This window comes from Acinetobacter sp. MD2, from assembly GCF_035615575.1.
Classification (GTDB): domain Bacteria; phylum Pseudomonadota; class Gammaproteobacteria; order Pseudomonadales; family Moraxellaceae; genus Acinetobacter.
Genome location: NZ_VTDK01000005.1, coordinates 110,541 through 134,755, shown reverse-complemented (window position 1 = coordinate 134,755; position 24,215 = coordinate 110,541). Strand labels below are relative to the sequence as shown.

Here is a 24,215-nt window from a genome sequence, read left to right as displayed (position 1 = left end):
TGTATAAATTTAACTTGCCATTCTAACTAAAAAAAGAAATGCTATAGCCTAGTAACTTAAAGTGTAACCCCCATGCAAAGCACACATTTACCTTTAAATAAAACCATTTATGCCATCCAACATCTGGCCTTTGAAGACTTAGGTTCTTTAGAAGATATTTTTCATCAGCATGGCTTCCGAATTCGCTATTTTGAGGCAGGTATAGACGACTTAAGCCCTGCTTTGGCTTATGATGGACTCACCGTTATTTTAGGTGGGCCAATCGGGGTTTATGAGCAGGAAGATTACCCATTTTTAATCAATGAAATTGCAGGATTAAAACAGCGTCTTGCTCAAAATAAACCAACACTTGGTATTTGCTTAGGTGCTCAGCTAATTGCGCATGCGTTGGGTGCTAAAGTCTATGCAGGGCATGAAAAAGAAATTGGCTGGAGTGAGCTAAGCATTGCCGAAGTTGAAAATAATCCGTTAGCCGCACTCAAAGATACTGCGGTTTTGCATTGGCACGGCGATACTTTTGACTTACCTGAACACGCCACCCTACTAGCAAGCTCTCGCCTTTATCCCAACCAAGCATTTGCCATAGGTAAACAGATTCTAGGCTTACAATTTCATATTGAAGTTGCCCAAGACAGCCTAGAAAGTTGGTTAATTGGACATACCTGTGAGTTACGCCATGCGGGCATTGCTATTCCACCGTTACGCCAAGACAACCTAAAATATGCAGCAAAGCTTGAACATGCCGCGCAAGCAGTTATCCACGAATTTTTAAAAAATTTAAACTTATAACATTAGGTTTTGGGCAGGCCGCTGCCCTATCCTATTTTAAAGATATTTAGCGGTAGCGCACGTGTTTCGCATTCGAATAAACATGTGATTCATCACATGGGTATTACCTATCTGCAAACTGTGTGCAATCGTGATCTGTTCGATTAGCCATTTTTCAAGACAGTAAACTACAGATAACTCATATGACAATTGGATCAATGGGTTTTGGTAATTTCATTTTCTTAGCGCAGGTTTGGTGCAAATTTCTGTTTATAAAAATTAAAAAAACAGAAAAAAGCATTTTATTTACTGATTTTAAAACAAGAAAAAGCCCACATCATGCAGGCTTCATCTTTGATAAATAGACGTTTTAACGAATATTATTTTTTCGCTTCAGCTTCAACTGTAATGTTTACAGTGATTTTATCGCCAACATTCGGCACGTAGTTGCCGATACCAAATTCTGAACGATTAAATGAAGTTGTTGCATTTAAACCAATTGCAGGTGATTTCGTCATTGGATGAACAGCTTGCTTGTTCAATACCGCGTTCAACACCACAGGTTTAGTTACACCTTTAACAGTTAAGTTACCAGTAATTTTGAAATGTTTTTTATCTTTGGTTTCAACTTTAGTACTTTTAAAGGTAATGTTTGGATACTTCTCAGCATTAAACCAACCTTCTTCTTGGAATTCTTTATCCAAAGCAGCTACATTGGTGTTTACGCTGCTTACAGGAATGGTTACATCCACTGTAGATGCTGATGGTTTAGCATTATCAACATTAATTACACCTTGGATATTACTAAAATTTGCGCTTGGTGTAGAAAAGCCAAAATGATTCCAAGAGAAAACAGTTGCCGTATGCGTTGGATCAATATTATAAGCAACAGGTGCAGCCAAAGTAACCGAACTTGCAACAGCAACTGCCAAACCTAAAGAAAGTGCCTTTAAAGTCATTTTGATGATTTCCATGAATTTAGAATATTGTCAAAATTATAAACATTTAAAGATAAAGTACATTATTAAGCGTAAAACGATTTGTTGCATTCCTGCAACACTGCCCGTGATTCAATCTATTCTATAAGTTTTAAGTCGCTTTATTATTTTTGGCATCTTTATTGCTTAAATCTTATGTTACATAACGATATGTAGCATTGCAGCCAACGATGCCTGCTTGAAACAATGAATGAATATAAATCTCATCTATGGTGATGTTTAAACTTTCATGCATTTTGCAGCAATCGAGTCAAAGGTAATTGTATGGCCGAAATGATCAAAACCGTCTGTCCTTATTGTGGGGTTGGATGTGGTATGTTGTTACAAGTTGAAAATAAAAAAGTTGTTAAAATTATTGGCGATAAAAATCATCCCACCAATTTTGGTCGTTTATGCACAAAAGGCTCATCTGCACATCAAGCATTACGTCATTCAGGCCGAATGGAAAAAGCCTATTACCGCAGTTCCAAAGACACTGAAAAAGTAGCCTGCGAAACCTCCATCGCAATTTCACATACAGCACAAAAACTTAAACAAATTTTGCAACAACATGGTGCAGATGCACTGTCATTTTATGTTTCAGGGCAAATGTCAATTGAAGCACAGTATTTAATTAATAAACTCGCCAAAGGTTTTATTGGAACCAATAATATTGAATCAAATTCACGCCTTTGTATGGCCAGTGCAGGTACTGGTTACAAACTGTCATTAGGGGCAGATGCACCTCCTGGTTCTTATCAAGACTTTGACCACGCTGATGTTTTTTTGGTCATGGGTGCAAATATGGCAGATTGCCACCCAATCTTATTTTTAAGAATGATGGATCGGGTAAAAAAAGGGGCAAAATTAATTGTAGTTGACCCACGTAAAAATGCCACTGCGGAAAAAGCAGATTTATTTTTACAAATTAAAGCAGGTACAGATCTATATTTACTCAATGGCTTATTACACATTTTGTTCAAAACCCAAAAAATAAACAGTCAATTTATTGAACAATACACCGAAGGCTGGGCACAAATGCCCGATTTTTTAGCAGACTATCCACCCTCCTTAGTGGCTGAAAAAACAGGATTATCTGAAGCAGCCATTTTACAAGCAGCAGAATGGATTGGATCGACCCAAAACTTTATGAGCTGTTGGACAATGGGCCTAAACCAAAGCACGCATGGCACATGGAATACCAATGCCATTTGTAATCTACATTTAGCTACGGGCACAATTTGCCGCTTGGGCAGTGGGCCATTTTCGTTAACAGGACAACCCAATGCAATGGGTGGTCGTGAAATGGGCTATATGGGTGCAGGTCTACCCGGTCAGCGCAGTGTCCTATCTGAAACTGACCGCAATTTTATTGAAAACTATTGGAATTTGCCCAAAGGTCAACTCAAAATCCAACTGGGTAAAGGCACCATTGATTTATTTGAACAAATGCAAAATGGTAAAATTAAAGCCTGTTGGATTATCTGCACTAATCCTGTTGCCAGTGTTGCCAATCGTCAAAATGTCATTGCGGGCTTAAATGCAGCCGAAGTTGTGATTGCACAAGATGCTTTTTTAGACACCGAAACTAATCGTTATGCAGATATTTTATTACCTGCTGCCCTTTGGGCAGAAGCTGAAGGGGTAATGATCAACTCCGAACGCAACATGACTTTAATGCAAAAAGCCATTGATCCTCCACAAGCAGCATTAGCAGATTGGCAAATCATTAGCCAAGTCGCTTGTGAGATGGGCTATCAAGATGCTTTTAACTACTCCTCTGCTGCGGAAATTTTCGATGAAATTTGTGGTTGTTCCAACCCTAAAACAGGTTATGACTTGCGTGGTGCAAGCTATGCGCGTTTAAAAGAAACACCATTACAATGGCCATGCCCACCGTTAGATACACCACAAGGCCAACAAAATCGCCATCCTATTCGTTATTTAAACGATGGCGTTAGCCAGCCTTTACACCCTACACAACCAGCACTCGATTTAGTTTTTCCTACCGAACATGGCAAAGCTTACTTTTTTGCCCGACCTCATCTAGACCCAGCCGAAATGCCTGATGATGACTATCCTTTTGTACTCAATACAGGACGTGTCCAACATCAGTGGCATACATTAACCAAAACAGGAAAAATCCCCACTCTAAATAAGCTAAATGCTGCACCTTTTCTTGAAATTCATCCTGAAGATGCCAAACGACTTAATATTTCAAATCAGCAAGCAGTAGAAATTCGCTCACGGCGTGGTCGAGCAATCTTGCCTGCGGTCATTACCAACAAAGTCATGCAAGGTAATTGTTTTGCACCTTTTCATTGGAATGATGTTTTTGGTGAAAACTTGGCAATTAATGCTGTGACCAGTGATGCGATTGACCCACTATCACAACAACCTGAATTTAAAATTTGTGCAGTACAACTGTGTCCAACCACAGCCAATGAAGACAATGTGTTCTTTAGAAAATCTTCAGATACCAATATGCCGACTAAAACAGCACCTCCCCCCCCTGCTATAGAAACATCTTGTATAGATACCCTGATGCAGACTTTTGGCATTACCCAACTCACACCAACTCAACTACATGAGTCTGAAAAAATTTACTTAGCAGGCTATTTATCTGCATTACAAAGCTCACCACCTGCGGCGCATCTCATTCCCGTACTTCCAGAACATGCACCGTTCACATCTCAACATAAACTCTGGGTTAACGGCGTTTTGGCTGGCCATTATGCACGGCAAAGCTTTACATCGGAATCAAATACCACCGAAAACATTGCACATGCAGCAATTGAAAATGTGCTTTCACAACCCAATGTGACGATTGTTTGGGCATCTCAAACTGGCAACTGCGAAAGCTTGGCACATGACTTTGCCGATAAAATTAAAGCTTCAGGAATCCCTGTAAATTGTTACGATATGAATGAATTTTCTGTTGCACAATTACAGCGCAGCCAATATTTACTCTGCATTAGCAGTACCTTTGGCGATGGTGATGCACCAGACAACGGGCAAGGCTTTTGGGAGGATTTAAATCGCCAATCCAACCTTAACTTAAACGCACTGCAATATAGCGTATTAGCCCTTGGTGATCCTAACTATGATCAATTTTGTGGTCATGGTAAACGCTTAGACCAAAAACTGGCTGAACTGGGTGCATCCAGAATTTTTGACCGTATCGATTGTGATACTGATTTCCAAGAAAAAGCTGAACAGTGGTTCAATCAACTATTGGAAAAAATACCTACCACAAGCAATATAGCAGAACAAAAATCAAGTTCCCCTTTAAAACCCACCAAAATTGCAGCACACGAACCCAGTAAGGCTCAACCCTTTATGTCACGGTTGCTTTTAAATCAGCCACTCAACCAAGCAGGTTCAAATAAAGATGTGCGTCTGTTTGCTTTTGACATTCAAAATTCAGGTATTCAATATCAGGCAGGTGATGCACTAGGCGTTTGGCCGAAAAACTGCCCCGAATTGGTCGATGAACTTTTAAGTGTGACTAAACTTGCTGGCGAACAACTGGTTGCACGAGTTGATTTGGTTGAAATGCCTTTACGCCAAGCCCTCATTGAACATTTTGAGATTGCTAAAGTCCCACTCAAGGCATTGCAACTGATTGCCAATAAAGGCAATTATCATTATCTACATGCATTATTAGACTCCCCTGACAAAACTGAACTCAAAAAATGGCTATGGGGCAAACAATTGGTCGATATTTTGCACGAATATCCTGTGCGTATGTCGATGAATGAACTATTAAGTGTTTTACCTAAACTCCAGCCGCGTTTATATTCTATTTCTTCAAGTTCCGAAGCATATCCAGACCAAATTCATTTAACGGTTTCTGCGGTACGTTATCAACAACAAAATAAACAACGTAAGGGCGTTTCGTCGACCTTTCTTGCAGATCGAGCTACAGATGAAACGATTGCGATTTTTGTGCAAAAGTCGGCTTCATTTCATCCACCACAACATGCAGATACACCCCTAATTATGGTTGGCCCAGGGACAGGTGTCGCCCCTTTTCGAGGCTTCTTACAAGAGCGCCATGCCAAAGGACATCGTGGTAAAAATTGGCTTATTTTTGGTGAACAATTTTCAGCAACAGACTTCTACTATCAACAGGAACTAGAAGATTATCTTGCTCAAGGTTTGCTAAACCGTTTAGATGTGGCATTTTCACGCGACCAAACCGAAAAAATTTATGTACAAGACCGTATTCGCGAACATGGTGAAACGTTATGGGCATGGCTAGAACAAGGGGCATATTTTTGTATTTGTGGTGATGCTAGCCGTATGGCGAAAGATGTAGATGCCGCGCTTAAAGAAGTGGTTATGCAATATGGTCAGATGGATGCTGAACATGCAGCCAATTATGTCATGCAAATGAGCCGTGACAAACGTTACCTGCGTGATGTCTATTAAGGATTTTTAACCAACACCAATAAAAGCCATCTTAACAAAGATGGCTTTTAATATTCGATCTTAAACTTCTTATAGAAATCTACTTTATTTAGTCAAAACCAATAAAGCAGATGTAAATTCTTATATAAGAAACCTATTCATTAACTGGCATGTTTTAAAGCAAAGTCACGTCCATATAAAAGTTTATTCCGAATAGCTACAATCGAGACTTGATCACTAATCAGTTCGGCATACCAAGCGCCATCTTCAGTATCACCAAAGAGCACCGCACCAATCATTTTGTCATCTCGAAGAATTAGACGTTTATAAACTTGTCGTTTTTCATCATGCACAATAATATCGTCATAATGCGTTTGTGGTGCAATATTCCCTGCCGAAAACACATCTACACCACTCACTTTTAACTGCGTTGCAGTGGGTAATGCTTTAAAACTTAAGCTACCACGTTCAGCTAAATGGGTCGCACAAATAAATGCTTGCCCCCATAAAGGCTCAACCAAACCAAAAGTTGCGCCTTGGTATTCAATGCATTCACCAACGGCATAAATACTTGGGTCAAAAGTTTGCATAGTTGCATTGACAAGAACACCACGGTCACAGCGTAACCCTGCATTTTGTGCCAGTGTCATATTGGCTCGAATCCCAACTGCAAAAACCACCAAATCGGCTTCAAGCTGTGTGCCATCTGCAAGTCGCACCCCAACCACCTTACCATCTTGACCCAAAATTTCTTCGGTTACCGCTTCAGTTTTAATATGAATACCTTTTTTTTGTATGCTTTTACGTAGCATTTCACTGGCATAGGCATCAAGTTGACGTTCCATTATTCGGTCAGGCAAATGTAAAACTGTTACCGCCATACCACGTTGTTTAAGACCATAAGCTGCTTCTAAACCCAATAACCCACCACCAATCACCACTGCATTTTTTTTGTTTTGGCTAAATTGGATCATTTGATTTACATCATATATATCTCTAAAGCTAAGTACACCATGTAAATCTTTGCCTTTAATCGGTGGAATAAATGGACGCGAACCTGTCGCTAAAATTAAGCGGTCATAATCTACGACCACACCCGACTGCGTATGCACTTGCTTATGACGCCGATCTATTTTTACCGCCAAATCTCCACCAATAAAACGGATATTTTTTTCACGATACCATTCAGGTGGATGTAGCATAATCTGTTCAATCGTTTTTTCACCCGACAATACAGGCGACAATAAAATACGATTATAATTTCCCCATGGTTCTTCGCCAATCACAGTAATGTCATATCGGTCTGGGGCAATTTCCAATAAATCTTCTAGGCAACGCATACCTGCCAATCCATTACCCACTAAAACCAATTGATGTTTCTGTTGTTGTGTGGCAACTTGCGTTAAATAAGTCTTTTGCGCTTGTGCTGCAACCCAAACTTCTCCCTCTATAATTTGGCATGGATAGACGTGTAAATGCTGAGCAGCATCTTCTAAACAACGCCCTGTAGACAAACTAAAATGCTGTTTATAAATTGGCGATGCAATCACTCGCTCACCTTGTATATCACCCAAAATCCCACGTGACATCACATTTGCACCACTAAAAGGATCATGGTTACTCAGCGCATAAATGCGTGCTTCATCGCTCACGCGAAATAAGGCAATTTGCACATCATCGACCAAAGCACATACGCCCGTATTGGGTTGAATATGCTCAAGACGACAAATATTGTGCCATTTTAACTGGGAACTAAATGTGTTCATCATACTCTCCTCATTTCATTTGGCTTAGACACTGGCAACAGCAATACGTTTAGTATCACGTTCTTCAATGGTTAGAGGACGAATTTGCCCACGCACTTGGCTAAACTGAATATGTGGATCGGCCTGTTTTGAATTAATAAAGGTTTGAAAACGCGCCCGAACGCTAGGATCGGTCACGGCTGTTGCCCATTCATCTTGATAAGTGGCCACAATATGCTGCATTTGCTGCTCAAGTTCTGTTGCAATACCTAAGTGATCCTCAACAATCACTGCTTTTAAATAATCCAAACCACCTTCGAGATTATCACGCCATACACTGGTACGTTGTAAGCGATCGGCAGTTTGAATATAAAACATAAAGAATCGGTCGATATAACGAATTAAGGTGGTTTGATCTAAATCCGATGCAAGAAGTTCGGCATGGCGAGGTTTCATCCCCCCATTTCCACATACATATAAATTCCAGCCTTTTTCTGTTGCAATAATTCCCACATCTTTGCCTTGAGCTTCCGCACATTCACGAGTACATCCCGACACAGCCATTTTCAACTTATGCGGCGAACGCAATCCTTTGTAACGGTTCTCTAAAAAAATGGCCAACCCAACCGAGTCATCCACCCCATAACGACACCATGTGCTGCCGACACAAGATTTGACTGTTCGTAGCGACTTTCCATAAGCATGACCAGACTCAAAGCCTGCGGCAATTAACTCCTCCCAAATAAAAGGTAATTCATGCACTTGTGCGCCAAACATATCGACACGCTGACCGCCAGTAATTTTGGTATATAAGCCATATTTCTTGGCAATTTGACCAACGGCTATTAAGCCATCAGGAGTTACTTCCCCGCCTGCCATACGTGGTACAACCGAATAAGAACCATCTTTTTGAATATTACCCAAGAAATAATCATTACTGTCTTGCAAGCCTGCATGGTCTTTTTTCAAGATAAAATCATTCCAGCAGGATGCTAAAATATTCGCAGCAGTCGGTTTGCAAATGTCACAGCCTAGTCCTTGTCCAAATTGAGCAATTAATGCATCAAAAGAGGCGACTTTATGCACCCGAATCAAGTGATATAACTCTTGGCGTGAATAAGCAAAGTGTTCACAAATATGATTGTTAACTGCAACACCTTGACGTTTCAATTCAGATTTCAAAACTTGTGTTACCAATGCCGAACAGCCACCACAAGCAGTTGCCGCTTTGGTACATTTTTTCAGGCTGCCAATCGAAGTTGCCCCTGCGGAAATTGCTTCACATAAATCCTGTTTCGATACGTTATTACAAGAACAAATCGTGGCAGTTTCAGGCAATAAGTCGACACCTGTTCCTCCTGTTGCAGCCACGTTTGCAGCTCCATATTGCGGTACAATTAAACTGTCGGGATGTTCAGGAACAGTTAAACCATTCAACATCATTTGCAATAAATCGTTGTATTCTTTAGCATCTCCCACCAACACCGCACCCAACAACTGCTGTGTTTCTTTACATACCACAATTTTCTTATAAATCTTTTCTTGTTCATTTTGATAAAAATAACTGATAGCACTATCGCGCTGTGCATGTGCATCGCCAATCGATGCAACATCAACCCCCATTAATTTTAATTTGGTGCTCATGTCTGCACCTTTAAAGATTGGAGTATCTAACTTTAATACCTGTTTTGCAGTAATCCGAGCCATGTCATAACCCGGTGCAACCAATCCATAAATTTTACCTTGCCATAACGCACATTCACCAATGGCATAAATATCTTCATCCGAAGTTTGGCACAGATCATTAATCACTATACCGCCACGCTCACCCACAACCAAACCTGCCTGACGTGCCAATTCATCACGTGGGCGAATGCCTGCGGAAAACACAATTAGGTCAGTTTCAAGCGATGAACCATCGGCAAAATTCATGATGTGCTGATGAGTTTTACCTTGTTCAATCGATTGCGTGGCTTTTTGGGTATGAACTGAAACACCTAAGTCTTCAATTTTTTGCCGTAAGATTTTCCCGCCTAAATCATCAATTTGAACCGCCATTAGGCGTGGAGCAAACTCAACCACATGGGTGGCTAAGTTTAAGTCGGTTAATGCTTTGGCTGCTTCTAAGCCCAGTAGTCCACCACCAATGACCACGCCATTTTTTGCATTTAAGCTGGCTGTACGAATTTGGTCTAAATCTTCTAGCGTTCGATATACAAAGCAATTTTGACGATCATTCCCCACAATTGGGGGTACAAATGGGTATGAACCTGTTGCCAAAATTAATTTATCGTATGCCACTTGTAAGCCCGATTGCGTCGTAACTACTTTAGCAATACGATCAATTGCAACGGCCTGCGTATTTAAATGCAAAGCAATACCATATGCTTCAGCAAAATCTTGACGTACCAAAGACAAGTCTTTGGCTGATTTTCCCGAAAAATATTCAGTTAAATGTACACGGTCATAAGCAGGTCGAGGTTCTTCTGCAATGACGCAAACTTCTAAGTCTTGGTGTTGCGTATCTAGTAGCGTTTCTAAAAATTTATGCCCGACCATACCATGGCCAATCACGACTATTTTCATGTTGATGCTCCTTCGTCTTATTAAGCTTCAAGCAGACGATTACGTTCGGCTACGGCTTGTTCAAATAATTGTTGTTCTTTATGTTTGTGTTCAGTGCTAAAACGAATAAAGATGACCGAAACAGCAGCCACCACCACCAAAACACCCAGAACCATTAAACAGCTTTGGATATCCGACATCCCTTTTAATAAAAACCCTGCCGCAACTGCCCCCACATTTCCACCTGCGCCAATAATGCCAGCCACGCCACCTAGCGCATTACGGTCAATAAAAGGAACTAAGGCATAGGTCGCACCACAAGCCATATGGGTAAATAAAGCAAAAATAGTCATGGTTAAAATAGCCAAACTTGCAACTTGCATCTGTGAAAATAAAACGAGGAATAACCCTTCACCTAAAATCATGATAAATAATATTTTAGTACGACCATCCAGCCCTTTTTTTAGTGCAATTTTGTCCGACAAAATACCGCCAAGCGCACGGGCAAAAAGCGCCAATAAGCCGAAAATTCCTGCGGCAAACCCTGCGTCTTTGAGGCTAAATTGGAAATGATTGACGTAATACATGGCAATAATGTTATGAATAAAAATTTCGATTCCGAAACATGCGCCATAGGTTAAAAATAGAATCCACACCCGATAGTTTTTTGCTGCTTGCGCCAAAATTGCCACGCCACCTTTTTTACCACAGCCGGTTTCAGCACCATATGCACGTATTTCTTTAAAGTCGCCTTGAGGTGCATCTTGTGTCAATTTCCAATAAGCAATGCCGACCAAAACCATTAATATTCCAGGCACCAATAACGCAACACGCCAACCAAAAGCACTGTCCACGCCAAGCATAATCAATGCCGACAAAATAAGTGGCATTAATGCTTGCGTTGCACCACCACCTGCATTGCCCCATCCAGCTGTTGTGGCATTTGCCGTTCCGACTACATTTGACGCAAACATGACACTGGTATGATATTGTGTAATTACAAAACTCGCCCCAATCGCACCAATCAATAAGCGGAAAAATAAGAACGACTCATAACTATTGGCAGCAGCGACCCCAAATACAGGAATACTGCCTATCAGCAGTAATGCAGTATAAGTACGGCGTGGACCATATTTGTCACACAAAGGGCCAATGACCAAGCGAACCAAAATGGTAATTGCAACGGCTGCAATATTAATATTGGCAATTTGATCTTTGGTGAGATGAAATTCGCCCGCAATGACAGGCATTAAAGGTGCACAGGCAAACCATGCAAAGAAACAAACAAAGAAAGCCACCCACGACAAGTGAAAGGCACGCATAGCCGGACTAGAAAAATTAAAAAGCTGAATAGAGGTTGCTTTTTTTGCAGACATATCAACAGACATAAGTCATCTCCTGAACTGAACATGAAATAGACCACGTAAGTTTTATCCTTACCTGACCCTGTCAGAACGGGCGCCTTTGACCGTCAATAAAATTTAGATTTAAAAGTCATCTTTGACCTATAAATAAATTAGCAATGATCATGCCAAACTTAAAAAATCCTGTGCTTTATCTAAAATCAACCGTATGAAATTTTATCCAATTTTATGATTTTTAAATATAAATAGAATAAAACTCGAAATTTATCTATGCTTTAATTCTGCGCTGTGATAAACCTAATGTTTCAGTCCTGCATTATTTTGACGCAAGAACAACGCTATTTTTTATTCTTGTACAGATCTTAAAATATTGTATTTGTATGGATAATATTGAATAAAAAATGATGTATTTAAAATTTTATTCTTGATTGGCATTTAATTTGCTTTCAACCAAATCAGATCATATCGATGAACACACGCCATCATTTAGCTCATATGCCAAAACTCAAAATCGCCCTGCTTGATGATGATGCCCATCGCGCAGATTTTATTAAAGCATCCCTTTTACAACATGGTTTCGATGTCGTAGCATGCATGACCATCGATTACGTGAACATGTTGCGTTTAGAACATTTACATGCCGATGTCATTTTATTGGATATGGATAATCCACACCGTGACATTATCGAAAACTGCGTTAGCCAATTTAATCTGCCCACTGTGCTATTCACCAAAAATAGCCAAAAAGATACCATCAAAAATGCAATTGATGCAGGTGTAACAGCCTACATTTTAGATGGGATTGAACCCAATAAATTAGAAGCCATTTTATCCATTGCAATTGAACAATTTAAAAAACATAAGCAATTAGAAGATGACTTAAAAGAAACTAAAACCAAACTTGCAGATCGAAAAGACATTGAAAAAGCAAAAGTTTTACTAATGCAACTACATGGATTAAGTGAAGATACGGCTTTCCAAGTTTTACGTAAAAATGCCATGAGTCAACGCATTACAATGGGCGAAATGTCTCGACGTTTACTCGATGCACAAGCACTGCTTAGTGGCAATATCAAGGATTAAACCATGCAGAATTTAGAACAAACGCAGATCGAACTTGGTTATATTCCACTTCTGGACTGCATTGCTATTTTATGGGCGAAACACCGTGGTTTTTTTGCTGCACAAGGTTTAGAGGTCACACTAAATAAAGAAGTTTCGTGGGCAAGCTTACGTGACCGCTTAGCCTTTGGCATGCTAGACGCAGCACATTGTTTATCCGCTATGCTGCCTGCGGCATCAATTGGTTCAGACCACGTCGGTATCCCTTTTCAAAGCTCACTGGTACTGAGCCAGAACTGTGCCAAAATCAGCTTGAGCCAAAAACTCAGTTACGATTTAGCCATCCATTCATCCGATTCCCCACAGCAATCTGCACAAAAAATTGCCCAAGCATTCGCAGCAGGTCAAAGCTTTTCCCTTGCACATGTCTTTCCATATTCCATTCATCACTACTGTTTACGTGAGTGGTTGGCACTGGCCAATCTTGAGCTTGCAAAAACAGCCAAATTAGCCACTTTCCCTCCACCTTATATGGTAGATGCCATCTTGAATCAAAGCATTGATGGCTTTTGCGTAGGCGAACCATGGAACATTCAAGGCGAAATTTTTGGTATTAGTCAAATCGTTGCATCTAGCCAAAATATCATTCCAGCCGTTGCTGATAAAGTCTTGGCTTTTACACAAGAATGGGCAGCACAACACCCCAATACTGTGCACTCACTCACTCAAGCCATTCAAATGGCTCAAGTCGATTTAAAAGAATCAAAACATTTCCCTTCTGTATGGCAATTATTAATTGATTACCAGATTGTGCAATTTGAAAGTTCTGAAACAAGGCATACACAGCATTATCATACAATTCAAAAGATCATCCAGCATTTTATTCATGGCAGTGCGACACCAAAGATAGAAGATTTTGAATGGATCATTCAACAAATGCAAAAGTGGGGACAAATTCAAAAACCAACTTTTGATTCACTTAAAATTGCACAAGCCTGTATTTATACGCCCTAAAAAAGGGCGTTTAATCGTGGATATTGCACTGTAAAACTATTGTTCAGATTGTAAGGTCAGCATATAGGCAGCTAAATCATCAACATCATCACTTTGCAGAAACTCACGCATTTTTAAAATTTGTTTTTCATCTAATTTATAAAGCTGCAAAGCTAATAATTTTTCAATTTTTTCAGGTGGAAAACGATATTTTATAATTTGAGCTGGCACGCCACCCACAACAGCATATGGTGGTACATTTTTAGTCACAACAGCACCCGTTGCGACCACAGCACCTTCACCTAAAGTTATGCCTTGCATAACCATAGCACGGCTACCAATCCAACAACCATCACCAATAATGGTATCGCCCGCAGCCACAAAACTACGTGTATCGAAGGGAAATGCGGCAATCCAATCTGTGCGGTGTAACTGATTCCCGCCCATCATAATCACACATTCCGCCCCAAACGAGACAAAATTGCCAATATAAAGCTGATCAATCGGTTTTTCTGCTGTAGATGGTTTGTCGTGTAAATAACGCACCACACAACGCTCAAAGCCACTGTCCCAAAAAGCACTGTAATAACTGTAATTTCCCGAAATATGAATATTCGGATTACTGACTGTTTTGGCAATAAATTCAAATTCACACCAATGTTTAACAGGCGAGTTGGTGACGGCTGGTTGCATATTTATCAAAACAATCAAAAAATACTATTATAGCGTTTCTACTTTAAAGCAGATAGTTTCGACCACATTAAAGCGCGGTGCTAGGCTGCTTTAATTGTTGCTGTTCTAAACTGAATTGCTGCATAAATTGTGCTAAACGTTGCACGGCTTGGCTCAATTGCTCAGTCGATGCTGCATATGACAATCTCACATAATGCTCTGCACCACATACACCAAAGTCTTTTCCAGGTGTTAAAGCCACATGTGCCTCTTGCAACACCTGCTCACAAAACTGCCAAGCCGTAAGCCCTGTCCCTCGGACATCAAAATAAATATAAAATGCGCCATTCGGTACAACAGGTACAGGTAAGCCCATCTGTTTTAAACCTGCCAAGACCAAATTACGGCGTTCAATAAACATCAAACGTCTTTGCTCACAGACTGCCAAAGATTCTTCGGTAAAGCATTCTAATGCATACTGCGCAATGGTTGATGGGCAAATAAAATAATTTTGCGCCATATTTTCAAGAATAGGGACTAACTTTTCTGGCACAACACACCAACCTAAACGCCAACCCGTCATACCGAAATATTTAGAAAAACTGTTAATCACAATCGCATCAGAATCAAAACTCAATACTGTTTGTGGGACATTGCCTTCGGCATCAGGGTCGGCCAAATTTAAATAAATTTCATCAATAATACGCCATGCATGATGCGTACGTGCCCATTCACAAATTTGTTTTAATTCGTCAATGTCAATTGATGTACCTGTAGGATTAGATGGTGTGGCAATCATCAGCCCTGTGGTTTCTGCTGTCCAATGACTTTTAACCAACTCACTACTTAATTGATAATTCGATGCTGCATCAGTTGCAACCAAATTTACCTTTGCCCCAAAACTACTTAAGAATTGTCGATTACATGGATAGGATGGATCGCCGACTATCACTTCGTCACCATGATCAACCAATGCCGCGGTGAGTAACAGCAATGCCGCCGATGCACCCGCCGTAACAATAATTCGTGATGGATGGATGTTCACTCCATGTTGCTGTTGATAAAACTCGGCTATCTTTTGCCGTAACTCAGGTAATCCTAAAGCTGATGTATAAGCCAACGAACGACCATCCATCAATCGTTTTGCGGCCTCAATCACCGCAGGCGGTGCACCAAAATCAGGTTCACCTAAATTAAGTTGAATAACTTGTTGTCCTTGTGCTGTCATTTGCGCGGCTTTTTTACCGAACTCCATGGCAAAAAACGGCGAAATTGCCTGCGCCCGTTGAGATATTTTCATTCTTTCATCGTGTTAAAAATTATGCTTGCAGCAAGCATAGCAAAATAGCCTCTCCATTTGCCTATTACCCACGACTAAAGATATAAAAATGGCAGCACCTAAATGCTGCCATTTACTTTAATAATTAAATACTTAGCCAATAATTCAACATGGGCATTTTTTTAAATTTCCTGCCGATGGATAACGAGCATCGACACAATAACGGTAAAAAGTTTTAGCGTCCATTGGGGTTAAATCGGGATGATGTTGCTGCATGTGGTTTAAGTAAGTGGTGTAATCAGGCACTCCCACCATCAAGCGAAAGCTTTGTTGCAAACGTTGCCATAAAGTGGCTATTTTTGACCAATTTTTTGGTGAAAGAACTAAATGCTTTTGCGACATAATCGTCATCTTAATGATTTTAGTCAGCACTACACTACCTTGCTTGGCATATTTAAACTTCATCCACGCTCTCCTTGTGTTGTTCCCACCGTGCTTTCATCGCTATATATTGCAGGTGCTTCATTTACTGTTGGCGTTTTACTTGCTAAGGCACGGCGAACTGCACCTATTGACGCAATCAACATCACCACCAATACAATCATAAAAAAGGCACAAAGCGTGGCATTAATTTGATTGGACAATACAATAGTGTGCATTTCTTCCAAAGTTTTTGCAGGTTTTATAACGTCACCACGTGCAATTGCATCAGAAAATTTATTGGCTTGTGCCAAGAAACCAATTTTAGGATTACTGTGAAAGATTTTTTGCCAACCCGCAGTCATAGAGGTCACAACCAAAAAGATAGTTGGGAAAATTGTTACCCAAACAAACTTTTCTTTTTTCATTTTAAATAAAATGACGGTACCCAAGGTCAATGCCATTGCGGCAAGCATTTGGTTACCAATCCCAAATAATGGCCAAAGCGAGTTAATACCGCCTAATGGGTCAACCACACCTTGATAAACAAAGTATCCCCATCCACCAACCGCAACTGATGTTCCAAATAAGTTACCAATAAAAGAACGTGAAGTTTTAATGGCAGGAATGACTATTCCAATAGTATCTTGCACCATAAAACGGCAAGCACGTGTACCTGCATCTACCGCAGTTAAAATAAAGAGTGCTTCGAATAAAATAGCAAAGTGATACCAAAAGGCCATCATCGAACGGTTATTAAACAATTCAGATAAAATATGCGCCATACCAATGGCAAAAGTTGGTGCGCCACCTGCACGTGACAAAATACTAGTTTCACCTACTTCTTTGGCAAGTGTTGTTAAAGCATCTGGTGTGACGACAAAACCAATTTGACGAATCGCATCGACAGCACTTTGTGGGTCAACCCCCAATACTGCCGCAGGTGAATTAATCGCAAAATAAACCCCTGGGTCTAGTACTGTGGCGCAAATTAGCGCCATAATGCCAACAAAAGATTCTGTTAACATTCCACCGTAACCAATCATGCGAATATGGCTTTCGTTATCAACCAATTTTGGTGTTGTACCACTCGAAACTAAAGCATGGAAGCCTGAAATTGCACCACAAGCAATGGTAATAAACAAAAATGGAAATAAACTGCCAGCAAATACAGGGCCAGTACCATCAATAAAATGCGTGACCGCCGGCATTTTCAATTCAGGCAATGCCACCACAATCGCAACCGCCAAACCTGCAATCACACCAATTTTTAAGAAAGTCGATAAATAATCACGTGGTGCAAGTAATAACCAAACTGGTAATACTGAGGCAATAAAACCATATACAACTAAACACCATGTCAATTGTGTACCACTTAGAGTGAAAAATGCACCCCAATATGGGTCTGCTGCGACATTGCCACCATACACAATTGCCAGCATCATCAACACAAAACCAATGATTGACACTTCTGCAATTTTACCCGGGCGAATAAAACGCATATATACGCCCATAAACAATGCAATTGGAATGGTTGCAGCAATGCTAAATACACCCCACGGACTATGGGCAAGTGCTTTAACCACAACCAATGCCAATACCGCAAGGATAATCACCATGACCCCAAGCGTGCCTAGCATCACAATAATACCTGCAAAAGTACCAAGTTCTTGTTTTGCCATCTCACCAAGCGAACGACCGTCACGGCGTGTGGAAATAAATAAAACGAGGAAGTCTTGGACTGCGCCTGCAAAGACCACCCCCACTAACAACCAAATTGTACCCGGTAGAAAACCCATTTGTGCCGCTAGAATAGGCCCAACCAAAGGCCCTGCACCGGCAATTGCAGCAAAATGATGCCCATAAAGTACATATTTGTTGGTCGGGACATAATCCAAACCATCAGCCAAACGATGCGCAGGCGTTAAACGGCGTGGATTTAACTCAAAAATATTTTTAGCGATATATAAACTATAAAAACGATAGGCAATACTATAAGTACAAAGGGCTGCAAGTACTAGCCAGACTGCATTAATCTGTTCGCCCCGACTTAATGCTAGCATTCCAAATGACACCGCACCAATCACGGCAATCAGTGCCCACATGAGCATTGCAGTGACTGACATTTTTTTCTGACGTAGATCACGATCCATGACATCCCTCGCCTTATTCAACATAAAAACCTGATTGTTTTTATAAAATTTGTTTCATCCTTATCACTTTACACCGCTACTTCTGTTTTTTATCTACGACTTTGGCATAAAAAAAGGGCGACATCTGTCACCCTTTTATTCATCATGAATTTAATCACAATTATGCACGTTCTAGGTATTCACCCGTACGTGTATCTACACGAATGCTGTCTTCTTGCTGTACAAATAATGGAACACGTACCACTGCACCTGTTTCAAGTTTTGCAGGTTTACCGCCTGTACCAGCTGTATCACCTTTAACACCCGGATCAGTTTCAACAATTTGTAATACAACAAAGTTCGGTGCGTTAACATTTAATGGTACACCATTAAATAACATTACTGAACATTTCGCATTTGAATCGTCTTTTAACCATTTTGAAGCATCGCCCATTGCTGTTTTATCAGCAGCAAGCTGTTCAAATGATTCAGGGTCCATGAAGTGCCACATTTCGCCGTCGTTGTATAAGTATTCCATTTCTACTTCTACAATGTCAGCTGCTTCTAAAACTTCACCAGATTTAAAGGTTTTTTCTAATACTTTACCAGAGCGAAGGTTACGCAATTTAACACGGTTAAATGCTTGGCCTTTACCCGGTTTTACGTATTCATTTTCCATGATTGAACATGGGTTACCATCAAGCATGACTTTTAAGCCTTGCTTAAAATCATTTGTAGAATAATTGGCCATGACTGGCTCACTCCAAACTTACGAACTTAAATCAATTAATGCTAGACTAGCATTATTTTTAACACGTCGCATGATAAACTATTTGTACCAAGAGCAAAACTGGAAAACACAACTTAGTGATCTAATTACCGATCCAAAAGAGTTACTTCAGCAGCTCCAGCTTTCAACAGATCAATTATTATCAGGGGCAATTTTAGCTTCTGAACAATTCAAGCTGCGTGTTCCTCGTGCTTTCGTTGCAAAAATGAATGTAGGCGATGCTTTAGATCCCTTGTTACTTCAAGTATTACCCCATCATTTAGAATTAGAAGATCATCCTGAATTTGTCACCGATCCTCTCGGGGAAAAAGAAGCCAATCAACTTCCTGGCGTTTTGCATAAATATCAATCTCGTTTTTTGCTGACTCTAACAGGTGCTTGTGCGGTGCATTGCCGTTACTGTTTCCGCAGACATTTCCCGTATCAAGAAAACTTACCTAAAAATAATGATTGGGATAATATTCGCAGCTATATTCAGCAGAACCCGCAAATTAATGAAATTATTTTAAGTGGCGGTGATCCACTAACGCTAACCAATGCCAAACTTGAACTTTGGGTTAAACGACTCGAGAGTCTTCCTCAAGTTAAAATTTTACGCATTCACACCCGTGTTCCAATTGTCATTCCTAGCCGAATTGATGATGAACTTGTTGCTTTGCTTAAAAAGAGCACACTTCGAATTGTGATGGTGGTACACTCAAATCATCCTGCAGAGCTTGATGCTTATACGATAGAACGCTTACAATATCTAGCGATGCATCAAATTACAGTTTTAAATCAAGCGGTTTTACTAAAAGGTGTCAATGATTGTGCAGAAATTTTAAGCCAACTAAGTTATCGTTTATTTGAAGCAAAGGTCATGCCCTATTATTTACATGTCTTAGATAAAGTAAAAGGTGCACAACATTTTGATTTAGAATCACAAAAAATCAATCAAATTTATACAGCATTATTGGCGACACTACCTGGATACTTAGTCCCTAAATTAGTACGGGAAATTGCAGGTGAAAATAATAAAACGCCACTTTACGGCGAACAGACTTTTTAGTTTTATATATTGGGGAAGACGAAGCATATGAGCATTACAAGCATTAATCCGTCAGAATTTTTTATGCTGCAAATGAGCCAGCATCGAAAAGACTTAAGTTTTTGTCATTGTGATGCTACATCTCTTCGCCAATGGATCAATCAACTGCCTGCAATACAACTTGGCGATACCTCTAAATTATTGCTCAATGCGGTCATTGAAATTGCTGAGCTTGATTGTGATGAACTCCTACGCTTTGAACTCATTCAAACCCTGCATTTATCAATCGAACAAATATTGGGGATTCTTGAAAAACATTTTTTAGATAAGCTTTATAGCATATCGAGTCACAACACACACACGATTGAATTAGCACAACAATTTCGTTGCTATCTCATCAATATTTACTTCAATATTAGTTTTAAACTTGATAAACAGCTTCAAGCAGCAAAGTTTTCTCTTTTTACCTTTACACAAAAAAAGAACCGTCAGCGTACTCGAACCTATAGCTGCTATTATGCCTTAGAACAATTAGGACGACTCAGGTATCAGCAAGTTGTTTTATATAAAAATGCATTGGTAGGTCAATGGCGGATTGGACATCAGCTCTTTAAACTCGCCGAAGAAAATCAATTCCATTTACAAACAATTGAGCATTTAAACCCAACACTCCCCTCACTTAAGCATATTTATTATGCCTATAGCCAGTTGTGTTTAATTGATATTTTAAGCCCTCAACAAATTCGCCCCATTGAAATTGATGCATTATATCAATGCACCTTTCAATGGGTAAAATTAATTCAAATTTCAAAACATGGTCATCTTGACGCACGTTATATGGTTTATAGTGAAAATGACTTCCCTCCAGTATGGAATAATATTCATTCAAAAATAACTGAGCATGTTTTTTTTATTGATACACAAGCATTATTAGAACATATAAATTTAACACATCTACCCAACAATCATTATATCTCTGCTATTGAGCGTCATTATTTAACGCCTTCGTTGATTTTTCATATACAGCATCTATTAAACAATATGCCTGAACGTCGCTATGAACGCTATGATTTTAATTCAAGCATTCAACTTACTTTTGGACTGCAAAGCGCACATTTTTATCTATCCCATGGCACAGCATTTAATGAAACACTGTATTTAAACAGCAAAATTGGTGTGCAAAAGAACTCAAAAGCACTATCAACATGGAATAGTGAGGTGAAAATGAAGCACCATAGCTATCAAACCTTAGATCCAGAAACCAAACAAATTTATAACTGTAATATTTTAGATATTAGTGTCAATGGTTATCGAATGTGTTGGGACAGTGTTCCACCAAAACAATTACGCGCGGGCGAATTTATTTTAGTACAGGAAAATGAAAAAACACCATGGCGTGGCGGCACCATTCGTTGGCTCAAACAAGAAAATGAAAACCGTTTTGAATTTGGAGTCGAAATTCTTTCACAAGAAATTACCCCCTGTGCAGTACAACTCAGCGCCGATCAAGACTCAACATTATACCATCCTGCACTTATTTTAAAAAATGAGGTGTTAAATCTCCCACATTTGTCTATCATAGTTTTGGGGTCTCAAACCTTTAAATCCCAACAGGGAATTTTATTGCGTCTGGGGAAAAAGCAGATCAAGATTTATCTGACCGAAACTAAATTAGTCAGTCAGAGCTTTACACAATTTAATTTTGAACTGCTAAATGGAGATGAGCAAGTTTTGCTTGACCAATTTATTCAAAACCATGCTGAAACCATGAAAAAACAAGATCTATGGGAAAGTCTGAAATGAGAAATGCATTTTTATCCAATAAGTTAAAGCAAACAGAAACTCGTTTACTCATTATTGATGACAACCAAATACGCTATAATCAAATTGTTACACTATTAACAGCAAAAGGACATCAAGTTCATGCGCATTTACTTGATGACGTCAAAAATTTTGAAAAACAGCTAAATACTCCTTGGGATATTGTTTTGTTTGGACGTGCATACGACTTTAAAGTTGAGCAAGCATTAACGCTCATTCGCGCTTCAAAACAATATCAATTGCCTTTGTTATTACTTAATCCCGAAGACTATACGCCATCACAATACCTCACCTATATTAATAAAGGCGTTTATGATCTGTTTAATTTAGATTATCCAGATCGTTTTTATATTGGCTTAGTTCGAACCTTATCGTATAGTCGTTCATTACAAACCCAAAACTACCTAAATGCTGAATTAGCACAATTTGAAACACGGTTACAAAATTATTCCAATGAAAATCGTATAGCAATCGCACGTATCCACGAAGGTATTCATGTGCAAGCTAATGCAGAATATTTAGCCTTATTTGGTTTAAAAAATGAAGATGAAATCATTGGTTTGCCACTGTTAGATATTTTACAGCCACAAGATATACAAACTTTTAAACAAAACTTTAAACGTATTTCACAATATAACTTTGAACAAGCTCGTTTTGACATTCATTCACAAAACCCACATGTCAAATCACCTTTACTTAAAGTTGAGTTTTTGCCAGGAAACTCAGCAGATATCGTACAGCTGACCATTGAAACGGAAAATACAGCTCCAATAGAAAAAGCCAAACCAACGCCAAAAGAGCCACAAAACACTTATACTTATGAACAGCTTAATCGTAAGATGTTAAGCGAACCTGCCAATAAAAACACGCTTATCGTTTTTTTATTAAACCATCCACATACTCATCTGGCACATCTGAATCAAGATGACATGCTGAATTATTTACAGGGTATACAACAATTCTTACAAGTCCAAACTCAAGCAAATATACTCAAACTCAGCCCTTCTATTTATGTCTATTTACTACAAGCAGCGTCCACGGAATTTGTAGAATCCAAATTACGCAGTCTACAAGCACTTTTAAAACCACAATTAATTCAAGTTGGCGATCAAAATTATACCGCACAGTTTGAGATTGGCGCACAATCCATCGACTCAGCAATTGAGAACCAAGCTCAGTTTGAATATCTGGTTATTCAAGCCCTTGCACATCCTTTAAAACTACAAATGGCAGCAGAAACGGTAGATTTTTCAACGCTAGAGCAAAAAGAAAGTCCGCTAGAAGAAAAACCGACCGTTCAAATGCCAAATGAAGCACCTATTTTAGGTGCACATTTAGACCGTGAATCGCAATTACTTACCCAAATTGCAACACAAATTGACGACAATTCAATTCACTTAAAATACCAACAACTCTATGACAAACAAGATACTGAGTTATATATTTATGAGGTCACTAGCGGCACAATCCACAACAACCAATGGTTGGGTCTAAACGATTTAAATGAGCTCAAAAAAGATCAGGAACTTTCTATTCAACTTGATCGTTGGATTTTGGTTGAAGCCTGCAAACAACTGCATAACTTCATTACCCGTTATCCAAATACCAAGCTGATTATTAACCTAAATATTGATATTTTACTTCATGCAGAACAGCAGTTATTTGGACTGTTAGATAAATTGTTGGCGATTGTACGCAGTCAACACGCAGCGCTAGTTTTACAATTCCCTACTTTAGAGTTATTTAAACACTTAGATCACGTTAAAGAAAGCTTAGCGACTTTAACGACACAAGGTATTGCTATTTCTGTCCGCCAATTTGGGTTAAATCGTGAAAGTGCAACGCTATTACAACAACTCAAATTAGATTTTTGTCAGTTAGATCCAAATCTAACTCAAAATTTGAGTAATGAAGCAGAATTACAACAACTACAAGCAGCACTGGAACAATTCAAGTCAATTAATCCCGTTGAGATGGTTTTAACACAACTTAATGACATGAACAGCTTTGCTAATGCATGGAATGTTGATATTCGATATTTACAAGGCGATTATTTTCAAAAGCGGGTTGACTCTTTAGTGGATGTGCAAGGTCATTAAGAGCTTGCCATTTTTAGCTTTTTTCTAAGCTATCAACACACTACGTTATAGTCAACTATGATCAGATTACTGAGATAATTTATAAAAA

At 39.4% G+C, this 24,215-nt stretch carries 16 protein-coding genes; 7 read left to right on the top strand and 9 right to left on the bottom strand.

Annotated features, from left to right (window positions below; translation table 11 throughout):
- The first annotated feature begins 72 nt into the window (after positions 1-72).
- On the top strand, positions 73-789 hold the full coding sequence (locus tag FXN70_RS08770) for a glutamine amidotransferase (protein ID WP_324647089.1): 717 nt from the start codon (positions 73-75) through the stop codon (positions 787-789).
- Positions 790-1,148: 359 nt separating this feature from the next.
- Here the strand turns inward: FXN70_RS08770 and FXN70_RS08765 are convergent, their stop codons facing one another.
- Positions 1,149-1,727 (bottom strand): YceI family protein, encoded by a 579-nt coding sequence (locus FXN70_RS08765; RefSeq protein WP_324647088.1) that lies wholly within the window; start codon positions 1,725-1,727, stop codon positions 1,149-1,151.
- 303 nt (positions 1,728-2,030) lie between these two features.
- On the opposite strand from FXN70_RS08765, the gene FXN70_RS08760 reads away from it, so the two are divergent.
- Entirely contained in the window at positions 2,031-6,179 is a 4,149-nt protein-coding gene (locus FXN70_RS08760; protein WP_324647087.1) for a bifunctional nitrate reductase/sulfite reductase flavoprotein subunit alpha, read from the top strand.
- Between the two features lie 140 nt (positions 6,180-6,319).
- Here FXN70_RS08760 and nirD read toward each other — a convergent pair whose 3' ends face one another.
- The 3 genes from nirD to FXN70_RS08745 are packed head-to-tail and all read right to left on the bottom strand — an operon-like array spanning position 6,320 to position 11,856.
- Positions 6,320-7,924 (bottom strand): nitrite reductase small subunit NirD, encoded by a 1,605-nt coding sequence (nirD, locus tag FXN70_RS08755; RefSeq protein ID WP_324647086.1) that lies wholly within the window; start codon positions 7,922-7,924, stop codon positions 6,320-6,322.
- 24 nt (positions 7,925-7,948) lie between these two features.
- Positions 7,949-10,489, bottom strand: a complete 2,541-nt coding sequence (gene nirB / locus FXN70_RS08750) for a nitrite reductase large subunit NirB (protein WP_324647085.1) — start codon at positions 10,487-10,489, stop codon at positions 7,949-7,951.
- A gap of 20 nt (positions 10,490-10,509) precedes the next feature.
- A complete protein-coding gene (locus tag FXN70_RS08745) occupies positions 10,510-11,856 on the bottom strand; it encodes an MFS transporter (protein WP_324647084.1) in 1,347 nt (448 codons plus the stop codon).
- 471 nt (positions 11,857-12,327) lie between these two features.
- On the opposite strand from FXN70_RS08745, the gene FXN70_RS08740 reads away from it, so the two are divergent.
- Both FXN70_RS08740 and FXN70_RS08735 read left to right on the top strand, forming a co-directional pair.
- Entirely contained in the window at positions 12,328-12,915 is a 588-nt protein-coding gene (locus FXN70_RS08740) for an ANTAR domain-containing response regulator (RefSeq protein WP_324647189.1), read from the top strand.
- 3 nt (positions 12,916-12,918) lie between these two features.
- A complete protein-coding gene (locus FXN70_RS08735; protein ID WP_324647083.1) occupies positions 12,919-13,908 on the top strand; it encodes an ABC transporter substrate-binding protein in 990 nt (329 codons plus the stop codon).
- Positions 13,909-13,944: 36 nt separating this feature from the next.
- Here FXN70_RS08735 and FXN70_RS08730 read toward each other — a convergent pair whose 3' ends face one another.
- The 5 genes from FXN70_RS08730 to efp all read right to left on the bottom strand — a co-directional run bounded on the left by FXN70_RS08730 (position 13,945) and on the right by efp (position 19,141).
- On the bottom strand, positions 13,945-14,580 hold the full coding sequence (locus tag FXN70_RS08730; RefSeq protein WP_324647082.1) for a CatB-related O-acetyltransferase: 636 nt from the start codon (positions 14,578-14,580) through the stop codon (positions 13,945-13,947).
- A 67-nt stretch (positions 14,581-14,647) separates the two neighbouring features.
- Entirely contained in the window at positions 14,648-15,859 is a 1,212-nt protein-coding gene (locus tag FXN70_RS08725; protein WP_324647081.1) for an aminotransferase class I/II-fold pyridoxal phosphate-dependent enzyme, read from the bottom strand.
- 144 nt (positions 15,860-16,003) lie between these two features.
- Positions 16,004-16,303 (bottom strand): YbdD/YjiX family protein, encoded by a 300-nt coding sequence (locus FXN70_RS08720; protein WP_324647080.1) that lies wholly within the window; start codon positions 16,301-16,303, stop codon positions 16,004-16,006.
- Entirely contained in the window at positions 16,300-18,384 is a 2,085-nt protein-coding gene (locus tag FXN70_RS08715; RefSeq protein ID WP_420714400.1) for a carbon starvation CstA family protein, read from the bottom strand. Before FXN70_RS08715 ends, FXN70_RS08720 begins: the two co-directional genes overlap by 4 nt.
- A 187-nt stretch (positions 18,385-18,571) precedes the next feature.
- On the bottom strand, positions 18,572-19,141 hold the full coding sequence (gene efp, locus FXN70_RS08710) for an elongation factor P (protein ID WP_324647078.1): 570 nt from the start codon (positions 19,139-19,141) through the stop codon (positions 18,572-18,574).
- Between the two features lie 70 nt (positions 19,142-19,211).
- On the opposite strand from efp, the gene epmB reads away from it, so the two are divergent.
- From epmB to FXN70_RS08695, 3 genes are read left to right on the top strand one after another with little or no spacing between them, the layout of a single operon-like run.
- Positions 19,212-20,228 carry an EF-P beta-lysylation protein EpmB gene (gene epmB, locus FXN70_RS08705; RefSeq protein WP_324647188.1) on the top strand — a complete coding sequence of 339 codons (1,017 nt, stop codon included), beginning with the start codon at positions 19,212-19,214 and terminating at the stop codon, positions 20,226-20,228.
- A gap of 27 nt (positions 20,229-20,255) precedes the next feature.
- On the top strand, positions 20,256-22,010 hold the full coding sequence (locus tag FXN70_RS08700) for a GTPase (protein ID WP_324647077.1): 1,755 nt from the start codon (positions 20,256-20,258) through the stop codon (positions 22,008-22,010).
- Positions 22,007-24,127, top strand: coding sequence for an EAL domain-containing protein (locus FXN70_RS08695; RefSeq protein WP_324647076.1), 2,121 nt, complete (start codon positions 22,007-22,009; stop codon positions 24,125-24,127). The genes FXN70_RS08700 and FXN70_RS08695 overlap by 4 nt, the downstream gene beginning before the upstream one ends.
- The last annotated feature ends 88 nt before the right edge of the window (positions 24,128-24,215 follow it).